Genomic DNA, 22,209 nt, shown 5'->3' on the forward strand with positions numbered 1-22,209 from the left:
TCGTTGGTCGTCCCTTACGACTCGTCGGGCGTCCAGCCGTCGCCGACGCCGACGAGGTGGTTCACGCTCCCCGCGCCCTCGCCCACGTCGGCGGGTTCAGCGAGGGTCGCACGCGTGAACTCGATGCCGTGCCGGACCGCGTCTGTGAGGTCGTCGCCGCGGGCGAGGCGGGCGGCGACGGCGCTCGAAAGGGTACACCCGGAGCCGTGGGTCGCCGTCGCGTCGATGCGCGGGTTGACGAACGTCGTCGTCTCCGTCGACGTGACGAGCGTGTCGACCACGGTGTCGCCGTCGGTGGCGACGTGGCCGCCCTTCAGGAGCACGGCGTCGGCACCCCGCTCGAAGAACCAGTCGGCCGCGTCCGAGACGGCCGCCGGGGAGTCGGGAAACACGCCCGTCAGCGCCTCGGCCTCGTCGGCGTTCGGGGTCGCGAGCGTCGCCTGCGCGAACAGGGCGTCGTAGGCGTCGACGGCGTCCTCGGCCAGCAGTCGGTCGCCGGAGGTGGCGACCATCACGGGGTCGAGGACGACCGGGCCGTCGTAGTCGACGAGGCAGCCGGCGACCGTCTCGACGGCCTCGGCCGTCGCCAGCATCCCGATTTTCACGGCGGCGATGTCGAAGTCGTCGGCGACGGCCTCGTACTGGGCGCGAATCGACTCGGTCGGGAGGACGTGCGACCCCTCGACGCCGCGGGTGTTCTGGGCGGTCGCGGCCACGATGACCGACCCGCCGTAGACGCCGAGTCGGGTCATCGTCTTCAGGTCGGCCTGGATACCCGCGCCGCCGCCGGAGTCGCTGGAGGCGATGGTGAGGGCGTACGGCGGCGTCTGCGGGTCGGGCGCGGTTCCCGGCATCTACCGCACCTCGATTCGGTCGATTCGGTCGGCGATGTCTGGCGTCGAGGCGTCCGCGAGTCCCGCGACCGCGTCGAGGAAGGCGATTTTGTAGCTCGCCGGGCCGCGGTAGTCCCCGAACGCGCCCTCGGCGGCGAGTTCGCCCGCGAGTCCGTACGCCGCGGTCCCGGAGAGCACCGCCGCAAGCGGGTCGTCGAGGGCGGCCCCGAACACGGCGAGCGTCGCGCCGAGCATACAGCCGGTGCCGACGACCGCGCCCATCATCGAGTGGCCGGTGTCGACCTCGAAAGCTGCCTCCTCGGTGGCGACGATGTCGGTCTCGCCGGAGGCGACGACGACCGCGCCGGTCTTCCGGGCGCACTCGACGGCCGCGGCGGCGATTTCGGCGTACTCCCCGACCGACTCGACGCCGCGGACCTCGGCGTCGTCGCCGGCGAGCGCGGAGATTTCGCCGTAGTTGCCGTTGAGCACGTCCACGTCGAGGTCGGTGACGAGGCGGTCCGCGACCCGGTCGCGCGTCGGGGTCGCGCCGACGCCCACGGGGTCGACGACGAGGGGAACGCCGTGGTCGTTCGCGGCTCGGCCGGCGGTCAGCATCGTCGCCTCGCCCGACTCGCTCACGGTCCCCATGTTGAGCAGACAGCCGTCCGCAATTCCGACCATGTCGCCGACCTCGCGCTCGTCGTCGGACATGACCGGCAGGCCGCCCCAGTAGAGCGTGACGTTCGCCACGTCGTTGACCGTCACGTCGTTCGTGACCGAGTTGATGAGCGGTTGTTCGCCCGCGACGGCGGCGAGCGCTTCGTCCAGCGCCACGTCGGGGACGCCGCCCGCACCGGTCGCGTCGTCCGACCCGCCCGACCCACCCGCGCCGTCCGAGCCGTCGCGTCCGCTCATCGGCGGTTCCTCCCGGCTGCGACCGAATCAGCGAGGTGGCGGGTCGCGTCGGCGGGGTCGTCAGCGGCGGTGATGGCCGACACGACCGCGACGCCGTCGGCTCCGGCGGCGACCACGTCGGCGGCGTTGTCGGGCGTGACGCCGCCGATACCGACGAACGGAGTCGAGACGGCGTCCGCGATGGCGGAGACGCGCTCGGTCCCGATTTCGGACTGCTCCGGGTTCGTCTCCTTCGTGTCGGTGGCGAACACCGCGCCGACGCCGAGGTAGTCCGCGCCGGCCTCCTCGGCGGCTCTCGCACCCGCGACGGTCGAGACCGACCGGCCGACGATTGCGCCCTCGCCGAGCTGTTCGCGCGCGACCGAGACGGGCACGTCGTCGTCGCCGAGGTGGACGCCGTCGGCGTCGATTGCGGCCGCGATGTCGACCCGGTCGTTGACGACGAGCGGGACGCCCGCGTCGGCCGTCACGGCGCGAAGCTCGCGGCCGACCTCGTAGCGGTCGCGGGCGCTCGCGTGCTTCTCCCTGAGTTGCACGACATCGATGCCGCCGTCGACCGCGGCCCGCACCACGTCCGGCGTCGACCGCCCGCCGGAGCGGTCCGACTGCGTGACCAGATAGGTTCCCATCGAAGTATTCATGAGTTGTATTTTGGAGTGATGCGGCGACGGGCAAAATAGTTCCTCCTCCGGGCGTCGTCCGGCCGGATTCCCGGCGGCTGAGAGCTGTCGACCGCCGTTATGGTGTGAGCGAGCCAACAGGTACGCGGTGAGCTGTATGGGGACGATACTCGTCGCGTACGGGAGCAAGGAGGGACAGACCGAGAAGATAGCCGGGCGCATCGCGGTGGCGCTGGCGGCCCACGGACACGACGTGCGGACCGAGTCGGTCACCGACGACGCCGCCGCCGAGGCGCTCGTCGACGCCGACGCGGTGCTCGTCGGGTCGTCGGTTCACCTCGGCGCGCACTCGAAGTCGGTGTACGGGTTCGTCCGCGAGCACCGCGACGACATCGAGGCGCGGCCCAACGGCTTCTTCCAGGTGTCGCTGTCGTCGGCGCTCGACGACGCGGACGCCCGCGCCGAAGTCGCGACGTACATCGACGAGTTCGTCGAAGAGAGCGGCTGGCACCCCGAGCGGATGGCCGCGTTCGGCGGGGCGCTTCGGTACTCCGAGTACGGCTTTCTCACCCGGCTGGTGATGAAGCGCATCGCCGCGGACGCGACCGGCGACACGGACGCCTCGCGGGACTACGAGTACACCGACTGGGACGAAGTCGAGTCGTTCGCCGCCGACTTCGTCGAGTACGTGGAGTCGACGGCGGGCACCGCCGCGGGAGGTGCGGCGGTCTGAGCGGGCGGGCTGACCCGCCGCGAACGACTACCGCTTCGGGCAAACGTGGCGAGCCACACACAGGTTTTTGCTATCCTGAACGATTATAGATGATAATGTCTGGTGACGGCCCTTCACGGGCGACACGAATCACGGCGGAGACGGACGGCGAGAGACGGGGGGACTTCCAACGATTTCAGGAGTCGCGCGACTACGACGTGGCGGACGTGGCCGAACACGCCGACCTCGCCGCCGACCTCCGGGACGTCGTCTCCGGCGAGGTGCGATTCGACGAGTACGCGCAGGTGTTGTACGCGACCGACGGCTCGATTTACCGGGCGCGCCCGGCGGGCGTGGTCATCCCCCGCGACGAAGACGACGTGCGCGCCGCGGTGCGGACGGCGGCCGAACACGACGTGCCCGTGCTCCCGCGCGGGGCGGGGTCGTCGCTGGCGGGACAGACCGTCGGCCCCGGCTGTGTCGTCGTCGACTGCTCGAAGTACATGGACGAAATCGTCCGCGTGGACCCCGACGCGCGGCGGGCGCGGGTCCAACCCGGCGTGGTGCAGGACGACCTCGACGACCGCCTCGCGGACCACGGCCTCAAGTTCGCGCCGGACCCCGCTTCCTCGAATCGCGCGACCGTCGGCGGCGGCATCGGCAACAACTCCACGGGCGCGCACTCGGTCCGCTACGGCATCACCGACGCTTACACCGAGGAGTTGCGGGTCGTCCTCGCGGACGGGTCGGTCGTCCACACCCGCGACGTGGTCGTCGGGAGCGACGAGTGGGACCGCATCGTCGGCAAGGACGACCGCGAGGCCGACCTCTACCGGACCGTTCTCGGCCTCGTCGAGGACCACGAGGAGGAAATCGAGCGCCGGTATCCGAGCCTCAAGCGGTCGGTGTCGGGCTACAACCTCCACAAGGCCGTCTCCGAAACCGACGACGGCGAGACGGTCGTCAACCTCTCCAAACTGTTCGTCGGCGCGGAGGGAACCCTCGGCGTCGTCGTCGAGGCCACCGTGTCGCTCGTGACGGTTCCCGAGGAGACGGCGCTCGTCCTCTACGCCTACGACGACCTCGTCGAGGCGATGGCCGCGGTCCCCGACGCGCTCGACTTCGACGCCAGCGCGGTCGAACTCATGGACGACGAGGTGTTGCGGATGGCCGCCGAGTCCAGCGAGTACGCCCAGTACGTCGAGGAGATTCCCGACGGGACGGCGGCGACCCTGATGCTGGAGTTCGATTCGGAACTGCACGACGACTTCGAGGCCGTGATTCGCGAGGCGAACGACCACTTCCTGCGAGACGGCGACCCCGGGTCGGCGGCGGGTGACGCCAACGACGGCGGCGCGTTCGAAGCCATCGAGGCGTACACGCCCGCGGCGCAGGCCGACCTCTGGAAACTTCGCAAGGCGGCGATACCGCTTCTCATGTCGCTGCCGGGCGACCCGAAGCCCTACCCGTTCATCGAGGACGCGAGCGTCCCGCCCGAGGAGTTGGCGGAGTACGTCCAGTCGTTCGAAGACGTGTTAGAGGACCACGGCACGTCGGCCGCGTACTTCGCCCACGCCGGCGCGGGGACGCTCCACATCCGCCCCATCCTGAATCTGAAAGACGGCGCAGGCATCGAGACGATGCGCGCCATCACCGACGACGTGACCGACCTCGTGTTGGACCACCGCGGGGCCTTTTCGGGCGAGCACGGGGATGGGATGGCCCGGACCGAGTGGAACCCGAAGATGTACGGTCCCGAACTCTGGGGCGCGTTCAAGGAGCTGAAGACCGCCTTCGACCCCGAGTGGCGCATGAACCCCGGCAACGTCGTTTACCGCGACGGACCCGACGACCTCGGCCCGGACAGCGACCGCGGCGTGGGCGCGGACATGCGCGAGAACCTCCGGTACGGCGCGGCCTACCGGTCCATCGAGCCAGCGACGACGCTCGACTTCTCGGACGAGAACGGCTTCTCGCACCTCGTCGAACTCTGTAACGGCTGCGGTACCTGCCGGCAGACCGGGTCGGAGACGATGTGTCCGACCTACCGCGCCTCGAAGGACGAAGCCGAGACGACCCGCGGGCGGGCGAACATGCTCCGGGCGGCCATCTCAGGCGACCTCTCGGACGACGAGATCCACTCCGACCGCTTCCAAGAGGAGGTGCTCGGCCTCTGCGTCGGCTGTAAGGGCTGTCAGAACGACTGTCCGACCGGCGTCGACTTGGCGAAGCTCAAAGCCGAGGTGAAACACGCCCACCACGCCGAGGCGGGCGCGTCGCTCCGCGAGCGCCTGTTCGCCAACATCGACCGGCTGGCCGGCGTCGGCAGCGCGCTCGCGCCCGTCTCGAACTGGGCGGCCGAACTCCCGGGCGCGCGGGCCGCGATGGAGCGACTCGCGGGCGTCGCCGCCGACCGGGCGCTCCCCTCGTTCACCCGCGACACGCTCGAATCGTGGATGGACGGGCGACGGCCCCGCGTCCCGGCGAGCGAGGCCGACCACCGCGTCCTCCTGTTTCCCGACACCTACACGAACTACGTCACGCCCGAAATCGGGAAGGCCGCGGTTCGCGTGCTGGAGGCCGCCGGCGTCCACGTCCGACTCGCGGAGGGCGTCGAACCGAGCGGCCGGGCCGCCTACTCCGGCGGCTTCCTCGACCTCGCTCGACGGCGCGCGGGTCACAACGTCGAGACGCTCCGCCCGTCGGTGGAAACCGGCTGGTCGGTCGTCTTCGTCGAGCCCTCGGACGCGGTGATGTTCCAAGACGAGTACGCCGACCTCCTGCCGGACGACGCGGTCGCCCCGGTCGCCGCGGCCGCCTCCGGCGTCATGGAGTTCCTCGACGCCCACCGGCTGGACGAGAACCTCCCGATTCGCGGGCGCTCGGCCGACGGCGACGACGCGGCCGGACCCGTCGCCTCCGCGGTCGCTGACGGCGGTACGCTCGGGTCTCTCACCTACCACGGCCACTGCAACCAGAAGGCGCTGAACAAGGACCACCACGCGGTGGGCGTCCTCCGGCGGGTCGGTTACGCGGTCGACCCACTCGATTCGAGCTGCTGCGGCATGGCCGGGAGCTTCGGCTACGAGGCCGAACACTACGACCTCTCGAAGGCAATGGGAGACATCCTGTTCGAGCAGGTCGACGACAGTCAGGGAGACGAGGTGGTCGCTCCCGGCGCGTCGTGTCGGACGCAACTCGAAGACAGGGACGACGCGGCGCGGCGACCCCCGCACCCGATAGAGAAGGTCGCGCAGGCGCTGTCGGGCTGAGCGGGCGCGCGTCGGCGCGGTCGTCGGGTTCCCGCGGGTCGGGACGGTATCCGTCTCGCGGCGTTCCGCAATCACATCCCTTTTGCCGGTTTGCGTGGCAGGTGAAGGCAGACCATGTCCGATGCACCCGATGTCGGCGAACTCACCCCGCCGAATCGCACGCTGATGGGCCCCGGCCCGAGCGACGTTCACCCGCGCGTCCTCCGCGCGATGTCTACGCCGCTCGTCGGCCACCTCGACCCGTCGTTTATCGAGGTCATGAACGAGGTGCAGGAGCTCATGCGCTACACGTTCCGCACCGACAACAAGTGGACGATTCCGGTCTCGGGGACCGGGTCGGCGTCGATGGAGGCGGCCATCGGCAACCTCGTCGAACCGGGTGACACGATGCTCGTCCCGACGAACGGCTACTTCGGCGGGCGCATGGAGTCGATGGCCGAACGCGCCGGCGGCGAGGTCGTCCACGTCGACGCGCCGTGGGGCGAGCCGCTCGACTCCGCGGACGTACAGGACGCCTTCGACGAGCACCAGCCGGACGTGTTCGGGTTCGTCCACGCCGAGACCTCGACGGGCGTGAAACAGCCGAGCGTCCCCGAACTGACGAGCATCGCCCACGACCACGACGCGCTCGTCGTCGCCGACACCGTCACCTCGCTCGGCGGGGTCGAACTCGAAGTCGACGACTGGGGCATCGACGTGGCCTACTCCGGCCCGCAGAAGTGCCTGTCGTGCCCGCCGGGCGCGAGCCCGCTGACGCTCAACGACCGCGCGATGGACAAGGTGCTCTCGCGGGAGGAGCCGCCCCGCTCGTGGTATCTCGACCTGTCGCTGTTGGAGGGCTACTGGGGCGACGACCGCTCGTACCACCACACCGCGCCCATCACCAACGTCTACGCCATCCGCGAGGCGCTCCGACTGGTCGCGGAGGAAGGCATCGAGGAGCGGTGGGCGCGCCACCGCAGGGTCGCGGGCGCGCTGAAAGCCGGCGTCGAGGCGATGGGCCTCGGTCTCAACCCCGAAGACGAGTACTGGCTGCCGAGCCTCAACGCGGTGCTCGTCCCCGACGGCGTGGACGCCGGCGCGGCAATCGACTACGTGCTCGACCACTACGACCTCGAAATCGCCGGCGGCCTCGGCGCGCTCGCGGGCGACATCTTCCGCGTCGGCTGCATGGGCCACTCGGCGCGGCCGGAGAACGTCTCGTTCCTTCTGACCGCCCTCGGTGAGGCGCTCGAAGCGCAGGGTGCGGACGTGGACCCCGAAGCCGGCTTCGCCGCCATGCGCGAAGCGCTGAACCAGTAACGGCTCCGAACCGGCGGCAATTCGCCGTGAACCGCGTCGAAACTCAGCGAAACCGACGCAAAACGCCCGCCACGGTGTCCGCTTTTCATGAGCATCGACCCGCGAGTGGCGACCGGAGCGACTCACCATGAACCGACGCAGACTCTCCCTCGTCGGCGTCTTGCTCGCCGTCCTCGTCACGACCGCGGGCGTCGCCGCCGCCGCACCGAACGACACCGCGCGCGAATCGTCCCCCGCGTCCGAGGCCGGCCAGCGGGGGCCGCCCGGCGAACTCCCCGACCCGGTCCCCGAGTTCGTCTCAGGCGTCCACGACCTCGTGAGCGACTTCCTGAGCGGGGCCCTCGACGGGTCGCTCGGGGGCTCGCTGAGCGACCGCGCGAACGACGTTTCGGGTGCGTAACTAAGTGTGACCCGACGCTATCGAGCGACGTGGCAGATGACAGCCGCCCAATATGAGGTCCCAACTCAGTTATGAGACGCACAGTTTTCGTCGCCGCGACAGTGCTGGCCCTGCTCACGGCCGGTGTCGCCGCCGCGTTCCTGGCGGGAGTCGGACCGTTCGCTGACACGACCTCCGCCGACGGCTCCGACGGAGCGTTCCCCACGCAGACGACCGCGTCGCCCGACGGCGGCGGGGGGGACAGCAATGACACCGGCGGGAACGACACCGGGAGCAACGACAGCGATGGCGACGGCGATAGCGGCGACGGTGACGCGACCGAGACCCAATCGAGGCCGCCGTTCGGCGTCGTCGTCGACGACATCGAGGAGTGCGGACAGACCTGCCGCGACGTGACGAGCACGATAACGAACCAACAGGACACCGATAGCTCCGGCGTCACCGTGTACAGTCGCATCTTCGTCGGCAACGACACCGACCCGGACGACGAGGTCTGGCGCGGGACCCAAGCGGTCGGTGACCTCGCGGCCGGCGAGTCGTACACGACGACGAAGCGCGTCGAACTGTCGTACTCGGAGGCGTTCGCGGTCCAGCAGGCGGACGGCTGGATTACGGTCCAGACGACCATCGAGACGGACAACCGGACGCTGACGTACACTGAACAGCGCGACGTGGCGTAGTCGGAGAGGCCGCGGCGCGGGACTGAGCGACGAACTCACCCGCCGTTCCCGTCGCGCGATAGTCTTCGGTCACTGGTGGGCCGGCCGTCACGCTTCCGACTGACACCGTGACTGTGGTTCGCGTCTGAAACGACCGATAGCAGTTTTACTTGACAGGTGAAATTATTATTTAGACATGGCAAATACAAGCGTTTGCGTATGTGAAGAACTGAGGTGTCGGTAGGGGATGCGCCCCTCGCTCCGCGAACTGCTCTCGTATCTCGGCCCCGGTTTTATCATCAGCGTCGCCTACATGGACCCCGGTAACTGGGCGACAAACATCTCGGGCGGCGCGAAGTTCGGCCCCGCCCTGCTGTGGGTCATCGTCCTCGCCAGCGTCATGGCGATGGGGATTCAGGTGCTCGCCGCCAAACTCGGCATCGCCACCGGGAAGGGCGTGGCACAGCTCTGCCGGGAGCGCTTTTCGGGGCCCGTCGTCGTGCTCCTGTGGGCCGCCGCGGAACTGGCGATGGTCGCCACCGACATGGCCGAAATCATCGGGGCCGCCATCGGGTTCAGCCTCGTTTTCTCCCTGCCGCTGTGGGCCGGAGCCGTCCTCGCGGCGGTGAGCTCGTTCGCCCTGCTCGGCGTTCGGACCGCACACAAACGGGGGTTCCGCTGGGTCGAACTCACCATCATGTCGCTCGTCGGCGTCATCGCCCTCGCGTTCGTCTTCGAGATGGCGCTGGCGAGACCGACCGCTTCGACCGTCGCCTCCGGCCTCGTCCCGACCGTCCCGAACGCCTCGGCGCTGTACGTCGCCATCGGCATCCTCGGCGCGACCGTGATGCCGCACAGCGTCTATCTCCACCCGTACATCGTACAGGACCGCCGCGACCGGCTCATCGAGTCGGACGGCGACACCGAGGCCGTCCACCGCCGCCACTTCCGGCTGGAGCGCCTCGATACCGTCGTCGCGCTCTTCGGCGCGATGTTCGTGAACGCCGCGATGCTCATCGTCGCCGCCGCCGCGCTTCAGGGGACGGGCATCGAGACGCTCGAAGAGGCGTACGTCACCCTCAGCGGCGTCTTCGGGGCGAACGCGAGCCTCGCGTTCGGCGTCGCGCTCATCGCCGCCGGGCTCTCGTCGTCCCTCGTGGCGACGATGGCCGGCCAGACCGTCATGGACGGCTTTCTGGACCTCGACATCAACGTCTGGCTCCGGCGGTCGGTCACGCTCGTGCCGAGTCTCCTCATCGTCGCCGCGGGCTTCGACCCCACGTCGGTGCTCGTCGCCTCGCAGGTCGCGCTGAGCTTCGAGCTCCCGTTCGTCCTGATTCCGCTCCTCTGGTTCACCCACGAGGCGTCGCTGATGGGAAACTTCCGCAACCGGGCGACCACGACCGGCGTCCTCGGCGTCGCCATCGCCGTTATCGTGGCCCTGAACGGCTGGCTCCTGTACTCGACGCTCCTCGGGTGACCGGGCGGGGCGGCCGAACGTCGGATTAGCTCCGCGACTGTCCGGAGGACCGGACGGCCGCCGACCGCCGGCCCCACCGCTTCCGCAACGACTTTTCGCGCCGGCCGCAAAGCCGGGGTATGAACATCGAGGTTCGCGAACTGGCCGACCTCGGCACCGACGCCCGCCGCGCCTTCTTCGAGCGGGACGCCGGCGTCGGGGAGGCCCAGTCCGACGTGCGCGACATCGTCGAGCGCGTCCGCCGAGAGGGCGACGTTGCGGTCCGGGAGTTCTCAAACGAGTTCGACGGCGTCCAGGTCGGCAACATCGACGTGACCGACGCCGCCGAGCGCGCCTACGACGAACTCGACGACGACGTGCGCGAGGCCATCGAGGCCGCCGCGGCGAACGTCCGCGCGTTCCACGAAAAACAGGTCCCCGCTGACTGGCGCGAGGAGTTCGGTGACGACGGCACCCGCGAACTCGGGCGTCGCTACCGGCCGCTCGACCGGGTGGGCGTCTACGCCCCCGGCGGCACCGCCGCCTACCCGTCGAGCGTCCTCATGGGCGTCATCCCCGCGAAGGTCGCGGGCGTCGAACACGTCGCGGTCGCCACGCCGCCCGCGGAGCCGATGAACCCCGTCACGCTCGCCGCGATGCACGTCGCGGGCGCGGACGCGGTCTACTCGGTCGGCGGCGCGCAGGGCATCGCCGCGCTCGCCTACGGCACGGAGACGGTGAAGGCCGTCCAGAAGGTCGTCGGCCCGGGCAACAAGTGGGTCACCGCGGCGAAGGCCGAGGTCCGCGGCGACGTTGACATCGACTTCCTCGCCGGTCCCTCCGAGGTGCTCGTCGTGGCCGACGAGACGGCCGAGGCGCGGTTCGTCGCCGCCGACCTCGTCGCGCAGGCCGAACACGACCCGAACGCGTCGGTCGTCGCCGTCACCGACGACGCCGACCTCGCCGCCGATGTCGTCGCGGAGGTCGAGCGACAGGCGGGCGAGCGCGAGCGCGCGGAGACCATCGAGGCTGCGCTCGAAGGCGACGCGTCGGGCGTCCTCCTCGCGCGGTCGATGTCCGAGGCGGTGCTGTTCGCCGAGGAGTACGCCGCCGAGCACCTGACGATTCAGGCCGACGACGACGAGGCGCTGTTGGACCGCATCGACTCCGCGGGGAGCGTCTTCCTCGGGCCGTACACGCCCGTCGCGGCCGGCGACTACGCCTCCGGGACGAACCACGTCCTCCCGACCGGCGGCGGCGCGAAGCGACAGGGCGGCCTCTCGGTGGACCACTTCGTCCGCTCGACGACGGTCCAGCGCCTCGACCGCGACGGGCTGTCGGAGCTTTCCGAGACGATTACGACGCTCGCGGAGGCGGAGGGCCTCGACGCCCACGCCCAGAGCGTCCGCGAGCGGTTCGAAGAGTGAACTGAGGCGTTCCACCGGGTAGCCACAGCCTACCGGGGCGGCGCGCGAAGTTCCGCCTGCGCCACAGTTATCCGTTCCCACAGTATAGTGGGACGTATGAGCACGGAATCCGCGAGTGGCGGCGGCGATGTGGCGGTCACGGTCACGCCCGCGGCCGCGGACGAAGCCGTCTCCCTCCTCGAAGGGGAGTCGATGGACACCGACGTGGCCGGACTCCGGCTGTTCGTCCAGCAGGGCGGCTGCGCCGGACTGTCCTACGGGATGCGCTTCGACAACGAACCGGAAGACGACGACACGGTCGTCGAACAGCACGGCCTCCGCGTGTTCGTCGACCCCGCGAGCATGAACTACATCGGCGGTTCGACCCTCGACTTCGAGGGCGGCCTGCAAGGCGCGGGCTTCCACGTCAACAACCCGAACGCCGAGAGCAGCTGCGGCTGCGGCGAGTCGTTCCGGACGTAGGGACCAATTTCTTAAGCCACCCGCGCGCGAATCGGTGGCATGGCCGAACTCCAGACCCAGACCGTATCGAGCGGTAAGACCGTCTTCGTCGCCACCGACGAGCCCGAACGCGGCTCGAAGGGACCGTTCTACGTCGTCTATTCGACCGAGGACGCCGAGAACCGATGGGGCTACCTCTGCGGCAACTGCGACTCGTTCGACACCGCGATGGACACGATGGCCCGCATCGAGTGCAACAACTGCGGGAACGTCCGCAAACCCGAGGAGTGGGACGCCGCTCACGAGTAGCCGGGCGTCTCGGCGCGACCGTTCGTCAATTATTGGTATGGTATATCGTGACAATCTTTATCAGGAGTGCGGGTGTACGTAGACGTGCATGGCCCAGGCTTCGATGCCTCCTGTTCAGGAGGCTCGGTCGATATTCGGCCGGCTCGGCTACTCCGTCTCGGGGGACGGACCCGATATGCTGGCCGAACGCAAGTGGCGTACGGTCCACGTGACCGCACTGAGTTCGCGCGAAGCGACCGAATGCCGTCCGGTGCTCGCAGACGGCGGCACCGAGACACCGTATCGGTTCCGCTGCTTCGTGACGTGGGACGACCACATCAGCGCGCTTCGAGAGCGGCTTCGCGGTATCGACCTTCCATACGAGTGGGCAATCATCGGCGTGTCGAACGGTGGTGGGAACGACTACGAGGTCGTTCACGGCACGAACACGTAATCGAAACGGGGCGGTTTCGCCCAAACGTTTTCTCAGCCCGTCGCTAACGGACGAGCATGTCGCAGGCCGCACAGACGGAGTTGGCGCGATTCGTCCGGAGCAGACGGCTCAACGCGGCGCTCGCGTGGCTGTTCGTCGGCTTCCTCGTCGCCGTCGCCGTCGGGAGCGTCGTCACCGGCGGCGACCTCGTCTGGGGCGGGTTCGCGGCCGTCGTGGCCGCGGTCACCGTCGTCCCGGCCGTCGCCTTCCGCGAACCGCGAGCGATGCTTCCGTGGGAGGTCGTCGCGCTCGCCTCGCTCCCGCTCGTCGCCCGCGTTCTCGTCCGGGGCCAGACCATCGGCGGCGTGACGTTCACCGGGCGCGTGTCGACGTATCTCGCGGTGGCCGCCATCGCGCTCATCGTCGCCGTCGAACTCGACGTGTTCACGCCGGTCCGGATGAACCACTCCTTCGCCGTCTTCTTCGTCGTCATCGCCACGATGGCCGCCGCGGGCGTCTGGGCGGTCGTCCAGTGGCTCTCGGACCTCTACCTCGGGACGCGCCTGCTGTTGAACGGGCGGCCCGAGCACGTCGTCGAGGCGGGGCTGATGTGGGACTTCGTCGCCGCCACCGTCGCCGGACTCGTCGCCGGATTGCTGTTCGAGTACTACTTCCGCCGCCGGGCCGGGTCGCGCGAGCGACTCCCCGAAGAGGTGGCGGAGATGGCCGAGGAGTCGGAGGCGGCGGAGGTAGCCGGGCTGTCGGACGCGGCGGAGACGGACGGCGATTCCCGCGCGCCGGAGGGAGGTGAGTCGCCGTGAAGATTCGCTCGCACCTCCGTATCGACGAGCGACGGCAGTCCCAACTCTCGCGGGCGATGCAGGTCGTCCTCGTCGGTCTCGTCTTCATCGGCCTCGACCGCGGGAACCTCGGCATCGTCGTCAACGCGCTCGTCGGTCTCGGCGTGACCTATCTGCCGGCGATACTCGAACGCGACTACCGCATCCCGATGGACGCCGGGCTGACGCTCTGGATATCCTCCGCGGCGTTCCTCCACGCGCTCGGGACGGTCGGCTTCCCCGGTTCGGAGACCAGTTTCTACGCGGGCGTCTGGTGGTGGGACCATCTCACGCACGCGCTGTCGTCGTCGGTCGTCGCGGCCGCCGGCTACGCGACCGTCCGCGCGGTCGACGAGCACACGGCGGACATCTACCTGCCGCCGCGGTTCATGTTCGTCTTCATCCTGCTTTTCGTCCTCGCGTTCGGCGTCTTCTGGGAGGTCATCGAGTTCGCCATCTCCGGGGTCGCCTCGCTCGCCGGCACCGCGTCGGTGCTGACGCAGTACGGTCTCGACGACACGCTCTTGGACCTCGTGTTCGACGCCGTCGGCGGCGTCATCGTCGCCGTCTGGGGGACCGCCCACCTCTCGGACGTGGTCGGCGCGTTGCAGCGGCGGTTCGAAACGGCGTCTCGCTGACACGAACCGGCGGGGAGCAGGCCGTCAGAATCAGCCGACAGCAGGCGATTTCTCTCGAATCCCGATATACATTTGTACACGGACTGAGACGTTCACACCGATGTCGAGTTGGATCGGTGATGGAGACGAGGACGCCGCCGACGCGTTCGAGACGGTCGGCCGTCGCCGGCAGATTCTCCAAGCGCTCTCGACGGAGTCACTTTCGAAGGCCGAACTGGTCCGCACGCTCTCGGTCTCTCGGTCCACCGTCGACCGCGGCGTCGAGCGACTCGTCGGGCTCGGCCTCGTCGAGCGGTCGAACGGCAGGTTCGTCGCCACGAGCGCGGGTCGAGTCGCGCTGGAGACACACGACGAAGCGATTCGGGCGATGGCGAACGTGCTCGGCGCGGTACCCGTGCTCGACCACCTCCCCGAGTCGGTCGAGCCGCCGCCCTCGCTGTTCCGCGAGGCGGTCGTCTGTACCGGCGACCTCTCGGAGATGGAACGGCGCGCACCGCTCGATTTCGATATCAACGAGGTGACGGAGCTCGCCGGCTTCAACGGCCCGTTTCTGTTCAGTAACTGGCCCGAGGCGCGCGAGCAGCTCACCCGGCTCGGCGACAGCGTCACGCTCGTCCTCTCCGCGGAGTCGCTCGACTGGCTCTCGAACCGCTATCCCGACGACCTCGACGCCATGGTCGACGCCGGCGTCCGCGTGGCCGCGGTCGACGAGGACCCGACGTTCGGCGTCGTGGTCATGGACCGACCGACGACGGCCTCCGTCACGCTCGTCGTCTACGACCACATGGGCGCTCCGGAGGCGCTAGTCGTGAGCTACGAGCCCTCGGCCGTGGCGTGGGGTCGCAGACTCGTCGCGGCGCGCGCCGAGACCGCGCGCCCGTATCGGCCCGACGAGTGAGCCCGCGACAGCGCGATGCGAGATGACCCGCCCGCCCACCGCCGCCGAATCGGGGACGATTATTTGTGATAGTACGACGAAGGGTCCGACGAGATGGTGTTCAAGAAAATCACCCTCGTCGGTCGGAGTGCAGAGAGTTTCGACGCCGCCGTCGACGACGCGATTAACCGCGCGGAGGAGACGCTCGCGGGCGTCCACTGGGTCGAAGTAAAGGAACTCGGCGTCGAACTCGCGTCCGTCGAGACGCGAGAGTACCAAGCCGAAGTCGAAGTCGCGTTCGAACTCGAAGCGAAAGACGACGAGTAGCGGCGAACTCGCCCGCGTCGAGGCGCTGGCGGCTGCCCCGGTTCGCGCCGGTTCCGCGCCGTCTTACCCGCCCGCGGGTCGTCCCGACGGCTTCTTATCCGCCCGCGCCGCCACATTCGAGAAGCGAATGCCTCGGCTCCTCCACTACTCCGACATCGAGAACGTCTTCGACGACTCCGAGCGCGCCGGCCGCCTCGCGGGCTGTGTCCGCGCCCTCGACGGCGACGACACCCTCGTGGTCGGCTCCGGCGACAACACCGCGCCGGGCGTCCTCTCGCTCGTCGAGCGCGGCGGGCAGGCGCTCGACTTCTACGACGCCGTGGACGCCGACCTCGAAACGTTCGGCAACCACGACTTCGACTACGGGCCGAGCCGGACCCGGGAACTCGTCGCCGCGAGCCGGCCGACGTGGGTCACGAGCAACGTCCGCGGCGAGGACGGCGGTCGGTTCGCCGCCGCCGAGGGGAGCGTCCCGCGAACGACCCGCGAGGTGGACGGGCTGACGCTCGGCTTCTTCGGCGTCACCGACCCCGCGACCGGCACCATCAACCCCGAGGCGACCGACCTCGACTTCGCGGACCCCTACCCGGCCGCCTCGGCCGCGGCCGACGCCCTCAGGGACGACGGCGCGGACCTCGTCGTCGCGCTCTCGCACCTCGGGAGCGGCGACGACGAACTGGTCGCCCGGTGCGACGTGGACCTCGTCCTCGGCGGCCACGTCCACGCCGAGCGCGACGACGTGGTCGACGGCGTGCCAATCGTCCGCCCCGGCGCGAACGGCCACGTCGTCTGGGAGGTCCGCGTCGCCGCCGACCGAATCGAGACGGTCCGTCACCGGACCGCCGAGTACCGGCCCGACGCGGAACTCGTCGCGGCGCTGGAGGGCCGGGTCGACGCCGCCGGACTCGACGAGGTGCTCTGCCGCATCGACCGCCCGATGGACCGCGCCGAGGAGACCGTCGCGGCCGGCGAGTGCCGCGTCGGCAACGCCATCGCCGACGCCTACCGCTGGGCGACCGGCGCGGACGTGGGACTCCAGAACAGCGGCGGCATCCGCTCCGGCCCGCCCGTCGGCCCCGAGATAACCCACGCCGACCTCGTGAGCCTCGTCCCCTTCGAGGAGCACCTCGTCGTCGCCGACGTGACCGGCACGGAGCTCTTAGCGGCGTTCGGAGCCGCCCGCGGTGCCGAGATGGGCTTCGGGGAACCGGACTGGTGGCACGCCCACGTCAGCGGCGCGCGCATCGTCTGGGACGACGACCGAAACGAGGTCGTCGAGGCGTTCGTCGGCGGCGAGCCACTCGACCCGGAGGCGCGCTACACCGTCGCCACGAGCGACTACCTGCTCCACAGCACACAGGAGTTCCCGGCCATCACGCAGGCCCACCGGGGCGGCGAGTTCGAGATTCAACACGACGCGCTGGCGCGCTACGCCCGCGAGGTCGGCTTCGACGCCGCCGTCGAGGGGCGCATCGAGCGCCGGTCGGCCACCCGCGCCGACGACTGACGGAGACGGAAAGAGCGTGAGCAACGGCGACGCGGCCGTCGGAGAGGGAAAGGTTCACGCACGCCCGGCGAGTGGTCTCGGAGTATGACACGGGTCGTGGTCCCGGTTCGGTACCCGCTCTCGAAGCACTCCCGGGCGACGCTCGAAGAGGCCGTCCGCGTCTCGCGCGAGCGCGACGCCGAGCTGACGGTCCTCCACGTCGACCTCTACCAGTCGAACCGCGGCGTGACGCGGACCGAACTCAAGCGGGCAGTCGAAGCCGAGTTCGGGCCGCTCGTCCGCGCGCGCTACGTCGTCCGTCGGGGATTCCTCGTCGAGGAGACGATTCTCGAAGAGGTCGCCGCCGAGGAGGCCGACATCGTCGTCATCGGGTCGAAACAGGCGAGCCGCTGGCGGCGGATGCTCCGCCGGTTCCTCGACGACCCCGACATCGACGTGTTCCTCCGCGAAAAGCTCGACTGCACGGTCATCACCGTCCGCGCCGACGACTGAGCCGGCGGCGCACGGACCGGTTCGGTTCGAGTTCGGACTCGGATTCGAGTTCGGGTTTCCCCGTTTTCGATGCGACCAGCTTCGACTGCGTTCGCCGTTCCCCGTCAGTTCTCGGCGGTGTCCGCTGACTCCGCGTCCGCCGAGTCCGGGGCGTCGGTCGCGTCGGCCGAATCAGCCGCATCGACCGGGGCTTCGCCGCCCTCCCCGTCGGAGACCGACTGGACGGGCGCTCCCGGAGCCGGCGACGCGGTGGCGTGACGCCGGTTCGCGGCCTCGTCGCCGGTGACGTGGAGGCTCCCGCTGGTCTCGTCGAAGACGAGGTGCGTGTGCGGGTAGGCGAACTCGACGGTCGCGTCGGACTCCTCGACGAGCGTCCAGAGCCGCGTCTGGACCTCCGACTGGATGCGGCCGATTTTGTACGGTTTCAGCGCCCAGTAGCGGAGGCGCAGGAGGACGCCGTTGTCGGCGTAGGAGTTGATGTAGGCGGTCGGCTTCGCCGGGTAGCGGGCGCTCCCGATGCGGATGTCGGGGCCGCCTTCGACCACCGCGTCGCAGTCGCGGGCGGCGCGCTCGACGAGGTCGCGGGCGGCGTCGATGTCGGACTCGTAGGTGACGAGCACGTCGAGCGACAGACGGGTCCGCTCGTCTTCCGCGGAGTAGTTGATGACGTCGCGGTCGCGGATGTTCGAGTTCGACATCACGAGAAAGGTGTTGTCGAGGGTGAATATCTTCGTGTAGCTCAGGGTAATCTCGTCGATGAAGCCCTTCGTGCCGTCGTCGAGTTCTATCATGTCGCCGATTTCGAACGGCTGGTCCGAGAGGACGAACACCCCGTTGATGATGCTCCCGACGATGGGCGCGAGAACGATACCGAGCACCGCCGAAAACACCGTCACCGAGAGGACGATGTCGCCGAGTTCGAGGCCGAGGACGTTCGCGCCGACGCCGACGCCGACGAGGACGATAGAGAGGCGGACGATTCGGAGCACCGTCTGGGCGACGCTCTGCCGGCGGAACTGTCGGGCGACCGGCCGGCCGAGCAGGCGGACGATGTACTTCGAGAGCCCGACCGATAGGGCGACGATGACGAGGGCGACGGCGATGCGCCACCCCGGAAACAGGAAGTAGTCCGGCACGAACGGCGGCGGCGTGAGCGCCGTCGACTGGAGCGGGGCGACCGCGAGGTGGCTCCCCGCAGTCGATACCCCGCCGACCGCGGCCGACGCGTCGGCAACCCCCTCGACTCCGTGCATGGAACCCGCAACGGGGAGCGGCGAAAAAAGGGTTGTTACTCCGGGGGTTCGGTCGCGGTGAACGGCTACGTGTCGGGCCGTCGCAGTATCCGCACGGCCGACGCGACGACCGCCCGCCTCGCCGCGCTTCGTCCCGTTTGTCCCGCTTCGTCCCGCTTCGTCCCGTTTGTCCCGCTTCGTCCCGCTTCGTCCCGTTTGTCCCGCTTCGTCCCGCTTCGTCCCGCTTCGCCTGATTCGACTCGCTCCGCCCCGCTCCGCTCTGCTCCACCCGTCGCCCTGCCGTCCCGCCGTTCCGCGACGCTCGCCGGCCGCCCTGCCATCAGTTGTGCCACTTGTTTTCGGAATTTCGTGCTACTCGGATTTCAGTAAATGATTTAGGTGATGCCGTACACGTCACGAGCATGGCTGACGAACTGCGGCTCACCATGGAGCGAGTCGGTGAGCGCTTCAACCTCGGCGAGTACGAGATAGACGCGTATCTGGCCGTTCTCGAACACGGACAGTTGACGGCGAGCGAAATCGCGGACCGAACCAGCATCCCCCAGCCGCGGGTGTACGACACGGTCCGAAGCCTGTCGGACCGCGGCCTCGTCGAACTCCGCGAGTCGCGCCCGATGAAAATCGTCGCCGTCGACCCCGACGACGCCTTCGCGAACGTCAAGACCTCGCTGGAGGAACTCATCGAGGAACTGGAGGCGCGCTACACCGCCCCCGCCCGCGACACCGAGGCCGTCTCGCTCGTCAAGTCGCGGTCGACCATCCTCCGCTACATCGAGGAGATTATCGAGGCCGCGGAGTACGAACTCGTGCTCTCGTTGACGCCCGACCTGCTCCGTCGCTTCCGCGACGACCTCGCGGCGGCCATCGACAGCGGCGTCAGCATCGACCTGCTCGTGACGCCCGCCTCCCGCGCGCCCGACCCCGAGGAGTTCAACTACCTCGACGTGGCGACCATCGCCCGCGCCCGCCGCGGCATCACCTCGCCCGTCCTCGCGGTCGCTGACGGCGAGTACTCCATCTACGCGACCCAGGACGCCCTCCGCGACGACCGCGACCGCTACGGCGTCATCTTCAACCGCTCCGCGCTCGGCTTCCTCGTCAGCGGGTTCTTCGGGACCGTCCTCTGGAGCACCGCCGAGACCATCGTCGCCAACGGCAAGCGCCGGCCGTTCCCGCGGCGCTACGCCTCTATCCGCCGGGCCGTCAAGGACATCCGCGAGATAGACGGCGACTTCTACGCCTCCGTCTCCGGCCGCGACATCGAGACGGGCGACCCCATCGTGGTCGAAGGCCGCGTCATCGAGACGGCGTTCGAGGACACGGAGGAGGTCGCGTCGCTCCACATCGAGACCGAGGAGGGCGTCGTCGAGGTCGGCGGGCTGGTCGCCGCGCTCGAAGACGTGGAAGGACAGGAGATTCTGCTCGGCCGCGACGAGGTTCCGAACCGCGACGAAATCGTCTGAACTCGCAGCGTCAGTCACCGCACGCATCGCCGCACGCAGCTTTTCGGGCCCCCTCGCCTCGCCGGCCACCGGCTACTCGTCGGGGAACTCGTAGACCACCGCGCCGCAGTCCGCACAGCCGAGCACCTCGTGGTCCGGCGAGTCGTACAGCCCCGCGGTGCCGCCGCAGCAGTTGCGCGTCGTCGTCTCCTCGACCGGGCCGCCGCAGTCCGGACAGACCTCGACGAACATCCGCATCGGCTCCGTGGCCGCGAGCGCGACCGTCGGGTCGACCCCGCGCTCGACGACCGCGTAGAGCGTCGCCACGTCCGCGATGGCCTGCGGCCGGGAAATCCACACGGACATCGAGGGGCCGTCCAGCGAGATGCCGTCGAACTCGGCGTCGACGGTCGCCTCGAACGGGACCGCGTTGGCGACCGCCTCGGCGAGTTCCTCGTCGGTGGTCTTCCGGAGCGTCGCCATCGTCGACTCCCACTCCTCGCGGGCGTCGTCAGTGAGGAACAGGCCGTCTGCTTCTTCGACGAGGACGCCCGCGTTCAGGAGCGCCGACAGCATCGCGTCGGGGTCGACGTCGGCGTCGAGCGACTCCGAGCGGCGGTCCGAGGTCGACCCTTCGCCGCCGTGGTCGAAGACGCCGGCGAGGCCGGCCGCCGCGACCAACCGCGGCGCGAACGAGGGCGTACCGGGGACGACGTAGCCCCGGAGGTACACCGACAGCGCGCCGCCGACGAGGACGAGGAGACCGGCGACCGGCGAGAGCACGCTGACCGCGAGACCGACGACGACGACGAGTGCGACGTTGACGGCGGTACACGGGAGACAGCGGTTCTCGCCGGTGTGTTCCGGTCGCCTGAGTGAGTCGATGACGGACATGGTGTGAACAGTGGGGCTGTGAGGGGTGTGCGTTCGCGGTGGTCAGTTCGCCGGGGGCGTCTCGGTCTCGGCCGCGTCGAGGCGGACCGCCTCGCCCGTCTCCGACGAGCGGTAGATGGCGTCGATGACGCGCTGGACGGCGAGACCCTGTTCGACCGTGTTGCGGCCGGGGTGTTCGCCCTCGGCGACGGCCGCGAGGAACGCCTCCTGTTCGGTCTTGTGGGTGTCGTTGTCCTGCGTCTCCACGTCCGTCGTCGAGAGGTGGTTGCCGCCGCCGACGCCGTCCTCGTAGAACTGGAGGTCGTGGCTCGCGCGGTCGAAGCGGACGCCGCCCTCCGTGCCGCGGAGGAAGAACTCGTCGTTGGTCGGGCGGTTCGTCGCCCACGCGACTTCGAGGGAGATGGTCGTCCCCTCGTCGGTGCGGATGAAGGCGCTCGCGGAGTCGTCCACGTCGAAGGCCTCCGGGCCCACGTCCTCGCCCCACATCTCGACGAAGGTGTAGTCGTCGCGGTCACCGAACTCCGAGCGGGTGACGCCGGAGACCTCGACGACCTCGGGGAAGTCGAGGAAGTAGAGCGCGAGGTCGATGGCGTGGACGCCGATGTCGATGAGCGACCCGCCGCCGGCGATTTCCTTCGAGGTGAACCACGACCCGCGGCCGGGGATGCCGCGGCGGCGGACGTAGTTGGCCTCGACGTGGGTCACGTCCCCGAAGCGGCCCTCCTCGTAGTGGTGGCGGACGACCTCGACGGGGTTGGCAAAGCGGTTGTTGAAGCCGACCATGCAGAAGCCGTCGGCGTCTTCGGCCGCCGCGGCGATTCGCTCGGCGGATTCGAGCGAGTGCGCCAGCGGCTTTTCGAGCAGCACGTCGAGGCCGGCGTCGAGCGCGGCGACGGCGTACTCCTCGTGGAAGCGGTTCGGCGTGGTGATGATGACCGCGTCGACTTCCTCGAACAGTTCCGACTTCTCCTCGTAGGTGTTCACGTCGTACTTCTCCGCGAAGCGGCGACGGGCGTCCGCCTGAATGTCGAGGCCGCCGACGAGGGTCGCGCCGAGGTCGACGAGGCGGTCCGCGTGGTGGTGTCCGATGTTGCCGAGGCCGACGATGCCGACCCGGACGGATGATTCGGTACTCATGATTCGATGATTAACTACTGGTGGTGTTAAGTTTCACGT

23 protein-coding genes are annotated in these 22,209 nt (G+C 69.3%); 17 read left to right on the plus strand and 6 right to left on the minus strand.

What is annotated here, in order from left to right:
* Positions 1-14 precede the first annotated feature (14 nt).
* Genes thiD through thiE form a run of 3 tightly spaced genes read right to left on the minus strand, consistent with a single transcriptional unit; the run spans position 15 to position 2,380 of the window.
* Complete coding sequence (gene thiD / locus E4P24_RS13525; protein WP_115861783.1) at positions 15-854, minus strand: bifunctional hydroxymethylpyrimidine kinase/phosphomethylpyrimidine kinase; 840 nt, start codon at positions 852-854, stop codon at positions 15-17.
* Positions 855-1,751, minus strand: coding sequence for a hydroxyethylthiazole kinase (thiM, locus tag E4P24_RS13530; RefSeq protein WP_115802833.1), 897 nt, complete (start codon positions 1,749-1,751; stop codon positions 855-857).
* Positions 1,748-2,380 carry a thiamine phosphate synthase gene (gene thiE / locus E4P24_RS13535; RefSeq protein WP_004062291.1) on the minus strand — a complete coding sequence of 211 codons (633 nt, stop codon included), beginning with the start codon at positions 2,378-2,380 and terminating at the stop codon, positions 1,748-1,750. The genes thiM and thiE overlap by 4 nt, the downstream gene beginning before the upstream one ends.
* Before the next feature lie 148 nt (positions 2,381-2,528).
* Between thiE and E4P24_RS13540 the strand changes: the two genes are divergently transcribed.
* From E4P24_RS13540 to E4P24_RS13615, 16 genes are all read left to right on the plus strand, one after another.
* Positions 2,529-3,104, plus strand: coding sequence for a flavodoxin domain-containing protein (locus E4P24_RS13540; RefSeq protein ID WP_188148587.1), 576 nt, complete (start codon positions 2,529-2,531; stop codon positions 3,102-3,104).
* 95 nt (positions 3,105-3,199) lie between these two features.
* The gene (locus E4P24_RS13545) at positions 3,200-6,355 is read left to right on the plus strand and encodes an FAD-binding and (Fe-S)-binding domain-containing protein (RefSeq protein WP_188148588.1); all 3,156 of its coding nucleotides are present in this window, start codon (positions 3,200-3,202) and stop codon (positions 6,353-6,355) included.
* A gap of 165 nt (positions 6,356-6,520) precedes the next feature.
* Entirely contained in the window at positions 6,521-7,657 is a 1,137-nt protein-coding gene (locus tag E4P24_RS13550) for an alanine--glyoxylate aminotransferase family protein (protein ID WP_004062285.1), read from the plus strand.
* Positions 7,658-7,784: 127 nt separating this feature from the next.
* On the plus strand, positions 7,785-8,057 hold the full coding sequence (locus E4P24_RS13555) for a hypothetical protein (RefSeq protein ID WP_115802831.1): 273 nt from the start codon (positions 7,785-7,787) through the stop codon (positions 8,055-8,057).
* Positions 8,058-8,128: 71 nt separating this feature from the next.
* A complete protein-coding gene (locus E4P24_RS13560; RefSeq protein WP_188148589.1) occupies positions 8,129-8,737 on the plus strand; it encodes a hypothetical protein in 609 nt (202 codons plus the stop codon).
* A gap of 226 nt (positions 8,738-8,963) precedes the next feature.
* A complete protein-coding gene (locus E4P24_RS13565; protein ID WP_115802829.1) occupies positions 8,964-10,196 on the plus strand; it encodes an Nramp family divalent metal transporter in 1,233 nt (410 codons plus the stop codon).
* A gap of 125 nt (positions 10,197-10,321) precedes the next feature.
* Positions 10,322-11,602 carry a histidinol dehydrogenase gene (hisD, locus tag E4P24_RS13570; RefSeq protein WP_188148685.1) on the plus strand — a complete coding sequence of 427 codons (1,281 nt, stop codon included), beginning with the start codon at positions 10,322-10,324 and terminating at the stop codon, positions 11,600-11,602.
* Positions 11,603-11,698: 96 nt separating this feature from the next.
* Positions 11,699-12,064 carry an iron-sulfur cluster assembly accessory protein gene (locus E4P24_RS13575; protein WP_004062279.1) on the plus strand — a complete coding sequence of 122 codons (366 nt, stop codon included), beginning with the start codon at positions 11,699-11,701 and terminating at the stop codon, positions 12,062-12,064.
* A gap of 39 nt (positions 12,065-12,103) precedes the next feature.
* A complete protein-coding gene (locus E4P24_RS13580; RefSeq protein WP_004042840.1) occupies positions 12,104-12,352 on the plus strand; it encodes a DUF5816 domain-containing protein in 249 nt (82 codons plus the stop codon).
* An 88-nt stretch (positions 12,353-12,440) separates the two neighbouring features.
* The gene (locus tag E4P24_RS13585) at positions 12,441-12,785 is read left to right on the plus strand and encodes a hypothetical protein (protein ID WP_013035460.1); all 345 of its coding nucleotides are present in this window, start codon (positions 12,441-12,443) and stop codon (positions 12,783-12,785) included.
* A gap of 56 nt (positions 12,786-12,841) precedes the next feature.
* Complete coding sequence (locus E4P24_RS13590; RefSeq protein ID WP_188148590.1) at positions 12,842-13,585, plus strand: hypothetical protein; 744 nt, start codon at positions 12,842-12,844, stop codon at positions 13,583-13,585.
* Positions 13,582-14,241: a hypothetical protein gene (locus E4P24_RS13595; protein ID WP_006601505.1), complete on the plus strand. Its 660-nt coding sequence runs from the start codon at positions 13,582-13,584 to the stop codon at positions 14,239-14,241. Before E4P24_RS13590 ends, E4P24_RS13595 begins: the two co-directional genes overlap by 4 nt.
* Positions 14,242-14,341: 100 nt before the next feature.
* The gene (locus tag E4P24_RS13600) at positions 14,342-15,139 is read left to right on the plus strand and encodes a winged helix-turn-helix domain-containing protein (protein ID WP_004042849.1); all 798 of its coding nucleotides are present in this window, start codon (positions 14,342-14,344) and stop codon (positions 15,137-15,139) included.
* 93 nt (positions 15,140-15,232) lie between these two features.
* Positions 15,233-15,445, plus strand: coding sequence for a dodecin (locus tag E4P24_RS13605; protein WP_004062268.1), 213 nt, complete (start codon positions 15,233-15,235; stop codon positions 15,443-15,445).
* Positions 15,446-15,572: 127 nt separating this feature from the next.
* Entirely contained in the window at positions 15,573-16,952 is a 1,380-nt protein-coding gene (locus E4P24_RS13610) for a bifunctional UDP-sugar hydrolase/5'-nucleotidase (RefSeq protein ID WP_115861773.1), read from the plus strand.
* A gap of 84 nt (positions 16,953-17,036) precedes the next feature.
* Entirely contained in the window at positions 17,037-17,444 is a 408-nt protein-coding gene (locus tag E4P24_RS13615) for a universal stress protein (RefSeq protein ID WP_004042855.1), read from the plus strand.
* Between the two features lie 104 nt (positions 17,445-17,548).
* Here E4P24_RS13615 and E4P24_RS13620 read toward each other — a convergent pair whose 3' ends face one another.
* Positions 17,549-18,697: a mechanosensitive ion channel family protein gene (locus E4P24_RS13620; RefSeq protein WP_115802826.1), complete on the minus strand. Its 1,149-nt coding sequence runs from the start codon at positions 18,695-18,697 to the stop codon at positions 17,549-17,551.
* Positions 18,698-19,098: 401 nt separating this feature from the next.
* Here E4P24_RS13620 and trmB point away from each other — a divergent pair, with 401 nt between their 5' ends.
* Positions 19,099-20,160, plus strand: coding sequence for an HTH-type sugar sensing transcriptional regulator TrmB (gene trmB / locus E4P24_RS13625; RefSeq protein WP_004062257.1), 1,062 nt, complete (start codon positions 19,099-19,101; stop codon positions 20,158-20,160).
* 72 nt (positions 20,161-20,232) lie between these two features.
* On the opposite strand, the gene E4P24_RS13630 is transcribed toward trmB, so the two are convergent.
* Together E4P24_RS13630 and E4P24_RS13635 are read right to left on the minus strand one after the other, a co-directional pair.
* A complete protein-coding gene (locus E4P24_RS13630) occupies positions 20,233-21,033 on the minus strand; it encodes a hypothetical protein (RefSeq protein WP_115891497.1) in 801 nt (266 codons plus the stop codon).
* A 42-nt stretch (positions 21,034-21,075) separates the two neighbouring features.
* Positions 21,076-22,170, minus strand: a complete 1,095-nt coding sequence (locus tag E4P24_RS13635; RefSeq protein ID WP_188148591.1) for a Gfo/Idh/MocA family protein — start codon at positions 22,168-22,170, stop codon at positions 21,076-21,078.
* Positions 22,171-22,209 lie beyond the last annotated feature (39 nt).

Source organism: Haloferax sp. AS1, from assembly GCF_014530665.1.
GTDB classification, from domain to species: Archaea; Halobacteriota; Halobacteria; order Halobacteriales; family Haloferacaceae; genus Haloferax; species Haloferax volcanii.